This window comes from Nocardioides sp. Root122, from assembly GCF_001425025.1.
Taxonomy (GTDB): Bacteria; Actinomycetota; Actinomycetes; order Propionibacteriales; family Nocardioidaceae; genus Nocardioides.
Map to the genome: position 1 here is coordinate 78,669 of NZ_LMDE01000003.1, position 13,954 is coordinate 92,622.

The 13,954-nt window shown below is 71.3% G+C and carries 11 protein-coding genes; 2 read left to right on the forward strand and 9 right to left on the reverse strand.

The window, feature by feature from the left end; genetic code table 11:
• Positions 1 to 19: 19 nt before the first annotated feature.
• From ASC64_RS05200 to ASC64_RS05210, 3 genes are all read right to left on the reverse strand, one after another.
• Positions 20 to 2,257, reverse strand: a complete 2,238-nt coding sequence (locus ASC64_RS05200) for a polyribonucleotide nucleotidyltransferase (RefSeq protein WP_056906478.1) — start codon at positions 2,255 to 2,257, stop codon at positions 20 to 22.
• A gap of 263 nt (positions 2,258 to 2,520) precedes the next feature.
• Positions 2,521 to 2,796, reverse strand: coding sequence for a 30S ribosomal protein S15 (rpsO, locus tag ASC64_RS05205; protein WP_056906479.1), 276 nt, complete (start codon positions 2,794 to 2,796; stop codon positions 2,521 to 2,523).
• A gap of 202 nt (positions 2,797 to 2,998) precedes the next feature.
• Positions 2,999 to 3,265 (reverse strand): DUF6458 family protein, encoded by a 267-nt coding sequence (locus ASC64_RS05210; protein ID WP_156385033.1) that lies wholly within the window; start codon positions 3,263 to 3,265, stop codon positions 2,999 to 3,001.
• Between the two features lie 128 nt (positions 3,266 to 3,393).
• On the opposite strand from ASC64_RS05210, the gene ASC64_RS05215 reads away from it, so the two are divergent.
• Complete coding sequence (locus ASC64_RS05215) at positions 3,394 to 4,515, forward strand: class I SAM-dependent methyltransferase (protein WP_156385034.1); 1,122 nt, start codon at positions 3,394 to 3,396, stop codon at positions 4,513 to 4,515.
• A complete protein-coding gene (locus tag ASC64_RS05220) occupies positions 4,512 to 6,629 on the forward strand; it encodes a molybdopterin-dependent oxidoreductase (RefSeq protein ID WP_056906482.1) in 2,118 nt (705 codons plus the stop codon). Before ASC64_RS05215 ends, ASC64_RS05220 begins: the two co-directional genes overlap by 4 nt.
• On the opposite strand, the gene ASC64_RS05225 is transcribed toward ASC64_RS05220, so the two are convergent.
• The 6 genes from ASC64_RS05225 to ptsP all read right to left on the reverse strand — a co-directional run bounded on the left by ASC64_RS05225 (position 6,616) and on the right by ptsP (position 13,900).
• Positions 6,616 to 7,710, reverse strand: a complete 1,095-nt coding sequence (locus tag ASC64_RS05225; RefSeq protein WP_056906483.1) for a hypothetical protein — start codon at positions 7,708 to 7,710, stop codon at positions 6,616 to 6,618. The two genes, ASC64_RS05220 and ASC64_RS05225, sit on opposite strands and share 14 nt — an antisense overlap.
• Positions 7,707 to 8,060: a PadR family transcriptional regulator gene (locus tag ASC64_RS05230; protein ID WP_056906484.1), complete on the reverse strand. Its 354-nt coding sequence runs from the start codon at positions 8,058 to 8,060 to the stop codon at positions 7,707 to 7,709. The genes ASC64_RS05225 and ASC64_RS05230 overlap by 4 nt, the downstream gene beginning before the upstream one ends.
• A gap of 143 nt (positions 8,061 to 8,203) precedes the next feature.
• Entirely contained in the window at positions 8,204 to 8,638 is a 435-nt protein-coding gene (locus tag ASC64_RS21550; protein ID WP_082550227.1) for a PTS sugar transporter subunit IIA, read from the reverse strand.
• A 152-nt stretch (positions 8,639 to 8,790) separates the two neighbouring features.
• Complete coding sequence (locus tag ASC64_RS05235) at positions 8,791 to 10,314, reverse strand: PTS mannitol transporter subunit IICB (RefSeq protein ID WP_082550228.1); 1,524 nt, start codon at positions 10,312 to 10,314, stop codon at positions 8,791 to 8,793.
• 137 nt (positions 10,315 to 10,451) lie between these two features.
• A complete protein-coding gene (locus tag ASC64_RS05240; protein WP_056906485.1) occupies positions 10,452 to 12,194 on the reverse strand; it encodes a zinc-binding dehydrogenase in 1,743 nt (580 codons plus the stop codon).
• 29 nt (positions 12,195 to 12,223) lie between these two features.
• The gene (gene ptsP, locus ASC64_RS05245; RefSeq protein ID WP_056906577.1) at positions 12,224 to 13,900 is read right to left on the reverse strand and encodes a phosphoenolpyruvate--protein phosphotransferase; all 1,677 of its coding nucleotides are present in this window, start codon (positions 13,898 to 13,900) and stop codon (positions 12,224 to 12,226) included.
• Positions 13,901 to 13,954 lie beyond the last annotated feature (54 nt).

Consider the following 13,954-nt stretch of genomic DNA (forward strand, 5'->3'; position numbering starts at 1 on the left):
GCTGGTCACGCGGAGCAGATCACTCGGCGTCGGTGCCCTCGGGGGCCTCGGACGACTCCTCGGAGCCGCCCTCGGCCTCGTCGACGACGGGGACCAGCGAGAGCTTGCCGCGGTCGTCGATCTCGGCGATCGAGACCTGGACCTTCTGGCCCACCGACAGGACGTCCTCGACGGCCTCGACGCGCTTGCCACCGGCCAGGGCGCGGAGCTTGCTGATGTGCAGCAGCCCGTCCTTGCCCGGCATCAGCGAGACGAACGCACCGAAGTTCGTCGTCTTCACCACGGTGCCGAGGTAGCGCTCGCCGACCTCGGGCATCGTCGGGTTGGCGATCGCGTTGACCGCGGCCTTGGCCGCCTCGGCGGCCTCGCCGTTGGTCGCACCGATGTAGACCGTGCCGTCGTCCTCGATGGACAGCGTCGCGCCCGTGTCGTCCTGGATCTGGTTGATGACCTTGCCCTTGGGACCGATCACCTCGCCGATCTTGTCGACCGGGACCCGGACGGTGATGATGCGCGGCGCGTGGACCGACATCTCCTCGGGGGCGTCGATGGCCTCGGCCATCACGTCGAGGATCGCCAGGCGCGCGTCGCGGGCCTGGGTCAGCGCGGCAGCCAGGACCTCGGCGGGGATGCCGTCGAGCTTGGTGTCGAGCTGCAGCGCGGTGACGAACTCCCGCGTGCCGGCGACCTTGAAGTCCATGTCGCCGAAGGCGTCCTCGGCGCCGAGGATGTCGGTCAGCGCGACGTACTGGGTCTCGCCGTCGACCTCGTCGGAGATGAGGCCCATCGCGATGCCGGCGACGGAGGCCTTGAGCGGCACACCGGCCTGCAGCAGCGACAGGGTCGAGGCGCAGACCGAGCCCATCGAGGTGGAGCCGTTGGAGCCCATGGCCTCGGAGAGCTGGCGGATCGCGTAGGGGAACTCCTCGCGCGACGGCAGCACGGGCAGGAGGGCGCGACGCGCCAGGGCGCCGTGGCCGACCTCGCGGCGCTTGGGCGAGCCCACGCGGCCGGTCTCGCCGGTGGAGAACGGCGGGAAGACGTACTTGTGCATGTAGCGACGGTGCTTCTCCGGGGAGAGCGTGTCGAGCTGCTGCTCCATCTTGAGCATGTCGAGGGTGGTGACGCCCAGGATCTGGGTCTCGCCACGCTCGAACAGCGCCGAGCCGTGCACCCGCGGGATCACGTCGGTCTCGGCGTGCAGCGGACGGATGTCGGCCAGGCCGCGGCCGTCGATGCGGATCTTGTCGCGCAGCACGCGCTGGCGCACCAGCGACTTGGTGAGCGAGCGGAACGCCGCGCCGATCTCCTTCTCGCGGCCCTCGAACTGGCCGGAGAGCTCCTCGAGCAGGCCGGCCTTGATCTCGTCGACCTTGAGCTCGCGCTCCTGCTTGTCGCCGATGGTCATCGCGGCGGCGGTCTCGTCCTTCGCAGCGGCCTCGACCGCGGCGTAGACGTCGTCCTCGTAGTCGAGGAAGACCGGGAAGTCCTGGACCGGCTTGGCGGCCTCGGCCGCGAGCTGGGCCTGGGCCTCGACGAGCTGCTTGATGAAGGGCTTGGCGGCGTCGAGGCCACCGGCCACGACCTCCTCGGTGGGCGCCTGGGCGCCACCCTCGACGAGCGCGATGGTGTCCTCGGGGGCCTCCGCCTCGACCATCATGATCGCGACGTCACCGGTCTCGGTGACGCGACCGGCGACGACCATGTCGAAGACGGCCGACTCGAGCTGCGAGTGGGTCGGGAAGGCGACCCAGCGGCCCTCGATGAGGGCGACGCGGACGCCGCCGACGGGGCCGGAGAACGGCAGGCCGGAGAGCTGGGTGGACAGCGACGCGGCGTTGATGGCCAGCACGTCGTAGGGCATGTTGGGGTCGAGGGCCATCACGGTGATGACGACCTGGACCTCGTTGCGCAGGCCCTTCTTGAAGGTCGGGCGCAGCGGGCGGTCGATGAGGCGGCAGGTGAGGATCGCGTCCTCGCCCGGGCGGCCCTCGGACCGGAAGAAGGAGCCGGGGATCTGGCCCACGGCGTACATCCGCTCCTCGACGTCGATCGTGAGGGGGAAGAAGTCGAAGTGGTCCTTGGGCGTCTTGCCCGCGGTGGTCGCCGACAGGAGCATGGTCTCGTCGTCGAGGTAGGCCGTCACGGAGCCGGCGGCCTGACGGGCCAGCAGGCCGGTCTCGAACTTGACGGTGCGCTGGCCGAAGGGACCGTTGTCGAGGACGGTCTCGACAGCGGAGATGATGGGTTCACTCATGGAAGCAGGATCTGCTTTCTCTTCGCGGAGCGATCCGCGACGCCGCATGAGGTGCCGGTCTTCGATCGAGGCCCGCAGGTGTCGTACCCGAGTGGGTGGGCACCTGAAGGCCACTACCGAGGACCGAGCCGGGTGCGCGGGTCGCTCCTGGATCTGATGTTGTTCAGTTGTGCCGGGTCGACACTAGCGCGGCCCGGGCCGGGAACGGGGTCCCGGATGTGAGAGGAGCGGCTCCCCGAGGTGGGGAACCGCTCCTGTCGCGATCAGCGTCGCAGGCCGAGGCGCTCGACGATCGAGCGGTAGCGCTCGATCTCGGTCTTCTGCAGGTAGTTGAGAAGACGACGGCGCTGGCCGACGAGAAGCAGCAGGCCACGACGGCTGTGGTGGTCGTGCTTGTGCGTCTTGAGGTGCTCGGTGAGGTGCGAGATGCGGTGGCTGAGCAGCGCGATCTGGACCTCGGGGGAACCGGTGTCGCCCTCGGTCAGGGCGTACTCGGCGATGATCTTCTTCTTGGTCTCCGCGTCGGTACCGATCGACATGGGGGCTCCTTCGGTTCTCTCGTTGCGCGGCGCGCCCGGGCCTGTTCACCGGGGCACTCTGGTTCCGCGGCCGTGTGCACGGCGTGTCGTCCGTCCGGACAACCGGGAAAGCATATCGAGGCGCGGGGCGCCGGCCCAATCCCCGTACGACGCACCGGAGCCCCCACCGGACCGGCGGGGGCTCCTGCTGTCGTGCGTGTCGTCAGACGGCCGGCGGCGGCGGCGGGTCAGACTCGGTGGTGCGCTGCGTGGTCGCCTGACGCCCGGCGGCGTCGGTCGTCGTCGCCGTGGTGCTGTGGCGGCGCCGGGTGTTCTGCTGGACCAGCGTGAGCACCAGCCAGAGCGCACCGGCCAGGACGAGGATCCAGCCCAAGGTGGTCACCTCGAGGGGTCCCACCTGACGCTCGTTGAACGCCAACGACAGGATCAGACCCACCACGATGAGGCCGATCGGCCCTCCGAAACCCATGACGTGCTCCATTCTGTCGGTGATGCCCGGTGCTGACCGGGCGCCCAGAGTGTGCCCGACCCGCGCCGGTTCCAAAACCCCCGTCCGGGTGCCCCGTGCCCGGCGGCCCGACGTGGTTGGATCGGTCCGTGGCACATCGGGTGAGGAAGCTGGCCGGCCGGATCCTGCCGGGCAGGCGCGCTCGTCAGCGGGCCGGGGACCTCGGACGGGAGCTGGCGCGGGTGCGCCGGCGGCTCGGCAGGAGCCAGGAGCGCGTCGCGCGGCTCACCGGGCGGCTCGAGAAGTCGCGGGCCGCTGCGGCCGCGGCCCGCACCGAGGCACGTACGTCCCGCGCCGACCTGGCCCGCGCGGAGGCCAGGATCGCCCGGCTCGAGACCGACCTGGGCAACACCCACCTGACGCTCGAGCACTACATGCAGCTCGACCGGGACACCACGGCCCGGGTCGCCGAGGGCCGCGCTGCGCTGTTCGACTACCCCGTGACCCCGCGCCCCCGGACCTTCGCGCGCCCGGGCAAGGACTTCTTCGGCGACCTGATGCGGGCCAGCGACGAGCGCGTCGCGGCGCTGCTGCGCGACATCGGCCCGTCCCTCGCGCCCCTCGCAGCCGTGCCGGAGGACGAGACCGACCCGACGCTGCCGTACTGGTCGAACCCGTGGTTGCCGACCCTCGACGGCGCGACCCTCTACGGCCTCGTCGCCACCCGACGCCCCTCCCTCTACATGGAGGTGGGGTCGGGCTTCTCGACGAAGTTCGTCCGGCTCGCGATCCGCGACCACGGGCTGGATACGAAGATCGTCTCGATCGACCCGCAGCCGCGCGCGGAGGTCGACGCGCTGTGCGACGAGGTCGTGCGCTCGCCCTACGAGGACATCGACCTCGACCTGCTCGACCGGCTCGGCCCCGGCGACATGCTCTTCGTCGACAACAGCCACCGCGCCTTCACCAACTCCGACGTGACGGTGTTCTTCACCGAGTCGCTCCCCTACCTGCGCCCCGGGGTGGTCTACGGGCTCCACGACACGTTCGTCCCCGACGACTACCCCGCCGACTGGAACGACCGGTTCTACGCCGAGCAGTACCTCCTGATGGCCTACCTCGCCGGCGGTGCCGCGGGTGACGAGGTCCTGCTCGGCACGCACCACGTCGCCACCTCGCCCCACCTCCTCCAGGAGCTGGCCCCGTTCCTCCCGCCGACCCGCTCGGCGCTGGACGGCGGCGGGTTCTGGATGACCAGGACGCAGCCATGAGCGAGACCCGCATCGGCGTGTGCAACCTCTGCGAGGCGATCTGCGGCCTCGAGCTCACCGTCGAGGGGCGCGACGTGCTGTCCGTGCGCGGCAACCGCGCCGACCCGCTCTCGCGCGGCCACATCTGCCCCAAGGGCGTGGCCATCGCCGACGTCTACGTCGACCCCGACCGGCTGCGGCGTCCGGTCCGGAGGCTGGGCGAAGGTGCCGACGCGACGTGGCAGGAGATCGGCTGGGACGAGGCGTTCGACCTCGTCGCCGACAACCTCGCCCGGGTCATCGAGCAGCACGGTGACGACGCCCTGGGCGTCTACCTCGGCAACCCCAATGCGCACAGCCTCGGCTCGATGACGCACGGCACGGCGATGTTCAAGTCGTTCCGGACGAAGAACCGCTACTCCGCCACCTCGGTCGACCAGCTCCCCCACCAGCTGGTCGCGCACCTGATGTTCGGCCACCAGCTGTTCCTGCCGATCCCCGACATCGACCGCACGTCGTGGTTCCTGGTCATCGGCGCCAACCCGATGGCGTCCAACGGCTCGCTGATGACGGTCCCCGACTTCCCGCAGCGGGTGCGCGACCTGAAGGCGCGCGGCGGCCGCATGGTCGTGCTCGACCCACGTCGCACCGAGACCGCCAAGGTCGCCGACGAGCACCACTTCGTCCGGCCGGGGACCGACGCGTGGGTGCTGCTCGCGATGCTGCACGAGCTCACCACCCGGTCGACGCCCACCGTGGCGTCGTACGTCGACGGGCTGGACACGGTCGTCGAGCTGGTCGCCGGGTTCACGCCCGAGCGGGCCGAGGAGATGAGCGGACTGCCGGCGGAGGAGATCCGGCGGCTGGCCGGGGAGCTGGTCACGGCCGACGGCGGCGTCGTCTACAGCCGGATCGGCGTCTCGGCAGGCCCGTGGGGCACGGTGTGCCAGTGGGCGGTCAACTGCCTCAACATCCTCAGCGGCAACCTCGACCGCGTGGGCGGCGCCCTGTTCACCACGCCGGCCATCGACGCCGTGGGCACCGGTCTGATCGGGCGCGGTCACTTCGACGCGTGGCGCTCGCGCGTGCGCGGCCTGCCGGAGACCGCCGGTGAGCTGCCCGTCTCCGCGCTGCGCGAGGAGATCGAGACGCCGGGCGAGGGCCAGGTGCGCGCCCTGCTCACCGTGGCGGGCAACCCCGTGCTGTCCACCCCCGACGGCGCGCGGCTCGACACGGCGCTGCGCGACCTCGACTTCATGGCCGCCGTCGACATCTACGTCAACGAGACGACCCGGCACGCCGACGTGATCCTCCCCCCGACGACCGCGCTCGAGCGCGACCACTACGACCTCGTCTTCCACCTGCTGGCGGTGCGCAACACGGCGCGCTTCACCCCGGCGGTGTTCGACAAGGAGGCCGACCAGCGCCACGACTGGCAGATCTTCCGGGAGATCACGCTGCGCACGGCCGCCCGGCTCAGCCGGAAGGTGCCGTTGAAGAAGCGGCTGGTCCAGCGGGCGCGGCTCACCGCCAGCCCCACCTTCCTGATCGGCCAGCTGCTGCGGCGCGGCGACAGCGGCGTGACCCTGTCCAAGCTGCGCGCGCGCCCCGCGGGCATCGACCTCGGCCCGCTCCGGGCCCGCCAGCTGCCCGACCGGCTGCCGTCGAAGAACAAGCGGATCGACCTGGCACCGGCCGTCGTCGTCGAGGACGTCGCCCGCCTGGCCGCCGTGCCACGACCCGTCGGTGACGAGCTGCTGCTCATCGGCCGCCGCCACAAGCAGGACTGCAACTCGTGGATGCACAACTCCGAGCGGCTCACCCGCGGCCGCCCACGGCACCAGCTGCTGATGAACCCCGAGGACCTCGACGCCCGCGCGATCACCGACGGGGCGCGGGTGCGGGTGACCTCGCGGGTCGGCACGGTCGAGGTCGAGGTCGCCGCCTCCGCCGACCTGATGCCCGGCGTGGTGTCGCTCCCCCACGGCTACGGCCACGCGAAGGACGGCGTCCTGATGAGCCGCAGCCGTGACGTGCCGGGCGTCTCGATCAACGACCTCACCGACCCGGAGCTGCTCGACGTGTCGGGCAACGCCGCGCTCAACGGCGTACCGGTCTCGGTCAGCGCCTGCTGACCCCGCGCCCGTCCCGGCTGCCGTCGTCGGTCCCGGCCTTCGTGCCGTCCTTCTTGTCCCGGTCGCCGGCCGGGGCCTTCTCGGGCTCGGCCGGCTCGGGGGCGAGGGGGTTGGTCACCTCCGGCGCGGTGGCCCGGTCCGGAGTCGGGAACGCCGCGCCCGACAGGTCCTCGCGATCGACCGCCCTGCGGGCCGGGTGGTCGCGTACGCCGATGGGGAAGACGTTCCAGCGGGTGACGTCGCCGAGCACCCACGGCACCGTGCGGCTCGCCTGGCCGTAGCACCGCACGTCGAGCGGGCGCCCGTCCTGGTCGAAGAGCTGGACGCCCTGCAACGGCTGGCCGGCAGCGTCGTACGCCGAGATGTTGCAGACCTGGTTGCCGCGGTTGACCACACCCTGCTGGTCGTCGCCCCGCTGGGCCTCGGCGTAGCCCTGGCTGTAGCGGTTCCACGACTGCTGGTCGAGCTGACCGTTGATCACGGGCACGGCCACCACCGCGGCGACGTTGAGCAGCAGCAGCGCACCGCGCGCGACGGGCGCGGAGCGACCCCCTGGCCACAGCCTGCCGATCCCGACCAGCGTGCTGCCGACGAGGCAGACGGCGAGGAGGGCGAGGCCGAGGGCCACGGGGACGCCGGGCAGCCAGGTGAGCCCGTAGTCGTACCAACCCGGCACCAGCCGGGCGACCACGACCGCAGCCGCCCACGCGCGCACCGCCCACCACGCCGGCCGCAGCGCTGCGACGACGGTCCACGCCGGGGCCACCCGCGGGTGGGCGAGCAAGGTCTCCCACCGCTGCTGGAGCTCCTCGACCCGCTCCGCGACGCTCGCGTCCGAGCGCAGTCGCGGCCGGCGCCGCGCGGTCGGCTCGAAACCCGCGGCCACGCGGAGCTCGCGGGCGTAGGCCTCCGGGTCGCCGAGCACCTCCCCGCCGTGCTCGGCGACCTGGTCGGTGAGGTCGGCCTCGAGGCCCTCGGTCAGCTCGAGCCGGTCCTCCTCGGAGAGGTCGGCCAGGCACTCGCGGACGCGGGCGACGAAGGCGGCGACGTCGGGTCGCAGCGGCAGCTCGGTGGTGTTCATGCGTTGACCCCCTGGGACGTGGCGCGGGATGCGGGTCCGTCGAGGAGCCCGTCGAGCGTGGTGGCGAAGGCGTGCCAGTCGTCGCGCTGCCGCTTGAGCTGGTCGCGACCGATCGGCGTGATCCCGTAGTACTTGCGGTGCGGCCCGCTCTCCGACGGCACGACGTACGACGTCAGCGCACCGGCCGCGTAGAGCCGGCGCAGCGTGCCGTAGACCGAGGCGTCGCCCACCTCGGCGAGGCCGCCGTCGCGGAGGCGTCGCACGATGTCGTAGCCGTAGCCGTCCTCACCCCGCACCACCGCGAGGACCGCGAGGTCGAGCACTCCCTTGAGGAGCTGGGTCTGATCCATGCATCGCAGACTACTACGCACTCCGCAGTAGCGTGCGACACGAGAGACTCGCGTGTCGGCCGCCGAGGCCGGGGCGGGTCCGACGCACAGGTGCCCCCGCCGGAGTCCGGCGGGGGCACCTGGCGCGTGCGGGGGCTGGGGGCTCAGACGCTGACGTCCCCCAGGACGGCGAGCACGTCGTCAGGGGTCTGGGCCGCGTCGAGGGCGGCGATCTGGGCGTCGTCGGTGAACGCACCCGCGAGCGCCTGCAGCACCGCGAGGTGGTCGTCGCCGGCGCCGGCGATGCCGACGACGTAGGACGCCGGGCTGCCCTTCCAGTCGATGGGCTCGTCGTAGCGGATGAACGAGATGGCCGTGTGGCGGATCAGCGCCTTGGCCTCGTTGGTGCCGTGCGGGATGGCCAGACCGTTGCCCATGAAGGTGGAGACCGAGGTCTCGCGCTCGTGCATCGCGTCGACGTAGGCCTGGTCCACGGCCCCCGACGCCACCAGCAGCTGTCCGGCCTCGGTGATGGCCGCGTCGCGGTCGCGGGCCTGGCCGCCCAGCACGATCGCATCCCGGCTCAGTACGTCGCTCATCAGCGCCTCATTCCGTTGGGTGGGTGTCCTGCGTGGTGCCGTGCGGCCATCAGACCACACGGTGGAGGGTGAGTGGAGGTGGTGCGGCAGGGCCGGCTCTCCTCGGGGATGGAGAGCCGGCCCGGGGCTCGCGGAGCCGCCCGAGCGGGTGCTCAGGCCCCGTTGTTCTCGTCGACCATGCTCACGATCTCGTCGTAGCGAGGGCTCGCCATGAAGTTGTCGACCGAGACGTGGACGGCCGACGGACTCTTCTGCCGGGCCCTGTCGGTCAGGTCCTGGTGGGTGACCACCAGGTCCACGTCGTCCTCGAGGTTGGCGATCGCCTTGTTGACCACCGTCACCTCCGGGTGGCCGGCGTCGTGGATCTTCTTGCGCAGCACCGAGGCGCCCATGGCCGAGGACCCCATGCCGGCGTCGCAGGCGAACACGATGTTGCGGATCTCGCGGGTGACCGTGGCGGTCGCGGTGCCCGCCGCCGTGGCGGCGCCACCGGTCAGGGTGCTGGCGACCGACGACTTCTTGCCCTTGGTGGCCTCCATCTGCGCGGTGGCGGCGACCAGGTCGCCGTCCTCCTCGGACTTGTCGAGCTTGAGCAGCACCGCGGCGATCGCGAAGGTGACCGCAGCCCCGGCGATGACCGACACCGTGACGCCGAGGTAGGAGCCGCTCGCGGTGTTGGCGTACACCGCAAGGATCGATCCGGGGGCGGCCGGCGCACGGAGGCCGGCGTCGAAGATGACGTTCACGAAGATCTGCGTCATGCCGCCACCGATCATGGCGATGATCAGGATCGGCTTCATGAGGACGTAGGGGAAGTAGATCTCGTGGATGCCACCGAAGAAGTGGATGATCGCCGCGCCGGGGGCCGAGGCCTTGGCCATGCCCTTGCCGAAGAACATGTAGGCCAGCAGCAGGCCGAGCCCGGCCGCGGGGTTGGCCTCGAGCAGGAACAGCACCGACTTGCCGGACGAGGCGGCCTCGTCGAGGCCCAGCGGCGTGAGCACGCCGTGGTTGAGGGCGTTGTTGAGGAACAGCACCTTGGCCGGCTCGATGATGACCGAGGTCAGCGGGAGCACGTTGTTGCTGACCAGGAAGTCGACCCCGTCGCCCAGCCAGCCGGCGACGCGCTCGACCAGGTTGGCCATCACGAAGAAGCCGAAGACGGCCAGGAGGAGGCCCCAGATGCCGGCGGAGAAGTTGTTGACCAGCATCTCGAAGCCGGGCTTGATCTTGCCGTCCCACAGGGCGTCGATCTTCTTCATCGACCAGCCGCCGAGCGGGCCCATGACCATGGCGCCCATGAACATCGGCACGCCGCCGCCGGCGATGGCACCCATCGTCGCGATCGCGCCGACCACGCCGCCGCGGGTCTTGTAGATGTTGTAGCCGCCGGTGTAGCCGATGAGGATGGGCAGCAGGTAGGTGATCATCGGGCCGACGATGCCGCCGCCCGCGTAGTCGCCCCAGCCGCCGATGTGGGCGACCCAGCTGTCGGCCGCGTCGCCGATCCCGAGCTTCGGCAGCCAGCCGACCTCGATGAAGAGGGCGGTGATGAATCCCCACGCGATGAACGCGCCGATGTTGGGCATCACCATGTTGGACAGGAACGTGCCGAACTTCTGCACGCGGACCCGTGCACCGGTGCCGGTCGCGGGAGTGGTGGTGGTTGTGGCCATGCCGATGTCCTCCAGAAGACGTTCGGGGGGTGACCCCGATCACATGATGCTGGAATTAAACCTCACGAACGGGCATGTTGCCAAGCATTCGGGCATGAATTCGTGCCCGACTGTGTGGCTTTACCCGGCAAGCAGGGTCAGCCGCCCAGCTGGCTGTCGAAGAACGCCTTCTCCGCCTCGCTGTTCCACGTGTTGCCCGGCCCCAGCTTCGCGGCGACGTCGGGCAGCGTGTCCGCCAGCTCGTCGAGCCCGGTGAGGGGGAAGGCGTGGATCTGGGGGAAGACGAGGACCTTGCCGGAGTACGTCGCGTCCACGAGGGCCTGGAGGCCGTCCTTGGCCGCGCTCATGCCGCCGACGGCACCCACGATGGATCCCGGGGACAGCGCGCCCTGGATGGCGAGGTCGACCACCTGCTGCTGGTCGTGGATGGTCAGTCCCGACGTCCCTGTGTACTGCGCGTTGTCCAGGTAGACCGCGCTCAGGTTCATCGGCGCCATGGTGCCGTTGGGGACACCGGCGAAGAAGACCAGCATGCCGTCGGAACGCATCAGGGTGTCGGCCTCGGCCATCACGGCGCCGATGGGGACGCTGACCACCACGTCGTCGGCCCCGCGGCCGTCGGTGAGCCCCATGACGAAGTCGTGGAGGGACTGCTCGGCGGTCTGGGAGTTGAACGTGACCAGCTCGCAGCCGTTGCTCTCCGCCAGGTGGGCCAACCGGTCCTCGAGGGCCTTCAGGCGCTCGTCGCTCACCTCGGTGGCGACGATCGTCCGGGGTCCCCCGGGCTGCTGGATGGCCCGCTGGACGTGCATCAGCCCCATGGGCCCACCGGCGCCCACGAAGACGGTGGTGCCCTCCGAGCGCAGGTCGCAGCGGTTGCGCGCCTCGCCGTAGGAGGCGGCGATGTCCGGCCCCCGACCGCCGATGTAGGCCGTGTAGTCGTAGTGGAGGCGGCCCACGTCGGTGTCCACCAGGCCGTCCAGCTCGGTCTCGCCGACCAGGTTGAGCGTGCCTCGCCGGGCGATGTGCCTGGCCACGGCACCCACCGTCGCCGCGGACCGCGGGTCGAGCACGACGATGTCGTCGAAGCCGGCACCGTCGGTCAGCTCGTCGACGAGCGCCTGGTAGTCGTCGGGGCCGAGGCCGTCGCGCACGACCGTGGTGGCGGACGCGCCCTCCACCAGCTGCGCCACCGACGCGGGCACGTCGGTCATCACGATGGTGGCGGGAGCGTCCAGGCCGGACGAGAAGAGGTAGTCGCGCTCGTCCCCGGGCCGGCCGACGATCCACATGGTCCCGCCGGGCTTCGGCTCGAGGCGGCGACGCTGGGTGTAGGCGGCCATCACGCAGCCCCAGGGCTCCAGCGTGGAGGCCTCGGCGTACCCCATCGTGTCGGGGAGGGGTAGCAGGCAGGCACCGTCGTCGGTGTCGAGCATCTCCGCGCCCATCAGGTGGTACTGGATCAGGCCGCCGGGGATGGTGTAGCCGTAGGCGGTGCTCTTGCCGTCCTGGTAGATGTCGGGCTGCACGGCCAGTCGCTGGCCTGCGTGGTAGCGGTCCTTGAGGTTGTCCCCGACCTCGATGACGGTGAGGCTCACCTCGTGCCCCAGCCGCGTGGGCTCCTTGGCCAGGTCGCGGTTGTAGAGCTTCGGGTGGCTGCCGCCCTGGCGCATGATCTTCACGTCGGAGAAGCAGAGTCCCACGCTGTCGATGCGCACCAGCATGTGGTCGGCGTCGGGCTCGGGGACGGCGACCAGCTCGGGCGCGCCGTCCTTGCCCATGTTCTCCTCGCCCGCACCGTGCAGGTTCCACGCCCAGGCCTGGTCCGGGAGGTCGAGGTCGAGGTCGGCGGCACGGTAGCGGTCATAGGCAGATGTCATGTTTCCTCCGTGGTGAGATGGATGGGGTGTCAGTGGCCGAGCAGCGCGCGCACGGCGGCGCGTGCGGCCATGGGGTCGGGCGCGCCGAGGGCGGCCTCGGCCGCGGCCTCGCAGGTCTCGGACGTGACCCGCGCGAGCTGGGCACCCACGGGCCGGACGGCACGGGCGGCCATCGACAGCGACGAGATGCCCATGCCGATGAGGGCGGTCGCCAGGAGCGGGTCGGCCGCGGCCTCGCCGCAGACGCCCACGGGCTTGCCGGCCTCGGCGCCGGCGTGCGCGGTGATGGCGATCAGCTGGAGCACGGCCGGCTGCCAGGGGTCGGTGAGGTGGGCCAGGTCGGTGGCCATCCGGTCCGCGGCCATGGCGTACTGGGTGAGGTCGTTGGTGCCGATGGAGAGGAAGTCGACGACCTCGAGCATCCGGTGCGCGAGCAGCGCGGCGCTCGGGATCTCCACCATCACGCCCGACCTCAGGCCACGTGAGCGCACCTTCTCGGAGAACTCGGCGGCCTCGGCGACGGTGGCCACCATCGGTGCCATCACCCAGGTCTCGGTGCCGGTGCGCTCCGCCGCAGCGGCGATCGCGTCGAGCTGGCGGTCCATCAGGCCGGGGTTGCCGAAGCTGAGCCGGAGGCCGCGCACGCCGAGGGCGGGGTTCTCCTCCCCCTCCTGGGTCGCGAAGGCGATCGGCTTGTCGGAGCCTGCATCGAGGGTGCGCACGACGACGTAGCGGCCGTCGGCGTAGGGAGCGAGCACGTCGGAGTAGATGTCGGTCTGCTCCTCCACGCTGGGCTCGTCCTTGCGGTTGAGGAAGCACAGCTCGGTGCGGAACAGACCGACGCCCTGGACCGGCTCGGTGCTCGCGCTCGCCGCGGACGGGCCGTCGGCGACGTTGGCGAGCAGCTTGAGGGGCATCCCGTCGGCGGTGGCGGCCGGACCGGTCCAGGAGGACAGCTCCTCGCGCAGCCGCCGGCTCTCCTCGACGCGCGCCTGCGCCTCGTCGGGGTCCGCGCCCTGCTCGATGGTGCCCGTCTCGCCGTCGACCACCACGAAGGTGCCCTCGGCCAGGCTGGTGATGCCGGCGGCGCCGACCACGCACGGGATGCCGAGCTGGCGCGCGATGATCGCGGTGTGGCTGGTCGCGCCACCGCGCTCGGTCACCAGGGCGGTCACCAGCGCGGGGTCGAGGCCGGAGGTGTCGCTGGGCGCGAGGTCCTCGGCCACGAGGATCGAGGGCACGCTCGGCGTCGGCACACCCGGCGCCGGCTCCCCCACGAGGTGGGCGACGACGCGTCGCTCGATGTCGCGCAGGTCGGTCACCCGCTCGGCCATCAGGCCGCCCATGTTCGTGAAGATGGTGACGAACTGCTCGACCGCACCCTGCACCGCCGCGACCGGGCCCTGCCCGGCCTGGAGGTTCTTGGCCACACCGGAGCGCAGGCCCTTGTCCCGCGCGAGGCCGGCGCTGGCGGTGAGGACCTCCGCGGCCGCGCCCTGCGCCGAGGCGGCCTTGTCGGAGAAGGTGGCGGCGACCGCGGCGGCCGCGTCGTCGTACGCCGCGAGGGCGGCGTCGGCATCGGCGAAGTCGCCCTCGCCGAAGCGGGCGATGGCCTCGGGCGAGACCTCCCCGCGCACGTGGAGGACGGGGCCGGCGGCGACCCCCGGAACGACCGGGGTCCCGCTCAGGGTGTCGGGTGTGGTCATGGACACACCGTAGAACACGCCATGGTTGACAAGCAACACATTCGGGACTAAAAC

What these genes read in the sequence shown, in the direction of transcription:
- ASC64_RS05200 (WP_056906478.1), bottom strand. Translation starts at nt 2,257, where the DNA reads ATGAGTGAACCCATCATCTCCGCTGTCGAGACCGTCCTCGACAACGGT.
- rpsO (WP_056906479.1), bottom strand. Translation starts at nt 2,796, where the DNA reads ATGTCGATCGGTACCGACGCGGAGACCAAGAAGAAGATCATCGCCGAG.
- ASC64_RS05210 (WP_156385033.1), bottom strand. Translation starts at nt 3,265, where the DNA reads ATGGGTTTCGGAGGGCCGATCGGCCTCATCGTGGTGGGTCTGATCCTG.
- ASC64_RS05220 (WP_056906482.1), top strand. Translation starts at nt 4,512, where the DNA reads ATGAGCGAGACCCGCATCGGCGTGTGCAACCTCTGCGAGGCGATCTGC.
- ASC64_RS05225 (WP_056906483.1), bottom strand. Translation starts at nt 7,710, where the DNA reads ATGAACACCACCGAGCTGCCGCTGCGACCCGACGTCGCCGCCTTCGTC.
- ASC64_RS05230 (WP_056906484.1), bottom strand. Translation starts at nt 8,060, where the DNA reads ATGGATCAGACCCAGCTCCTCAAGGGAGTGCTCGACCTCGCGGTCCTC.
- ASC64_RS21550 (WP_082550227.1), bottom strand. Translation starts at nt 8,638, where the DNA reads ATGAGCGACGTACTGAGCCGGGATGCGATCGTGCTGGGCGGCCAGGCC.
- ASC64_RS05235 (WP_082550228.1), bottom strand. Translation starts at nt 10,314, where the DNA reads ATGGCCACAACCACCACCACTCCCGCGACCGGCACCGGTGCACGGGTC.
- ASC64_RS05240 (WP_056906485.1), bottom strand. Translation starts at nt 12,194, where the DNA reads ATGACATCTGCCTATGACCGCTACCGTGCCGCCGACCTCGACCTCGAC.
- ptsP (WP_056906577.1), bottom strand. Translation starts at nt 13,900, where the DNA reads ATGACCACACCCGACACCCTGAGCGGGACCCCGGTCGTTCCGGGGGTC.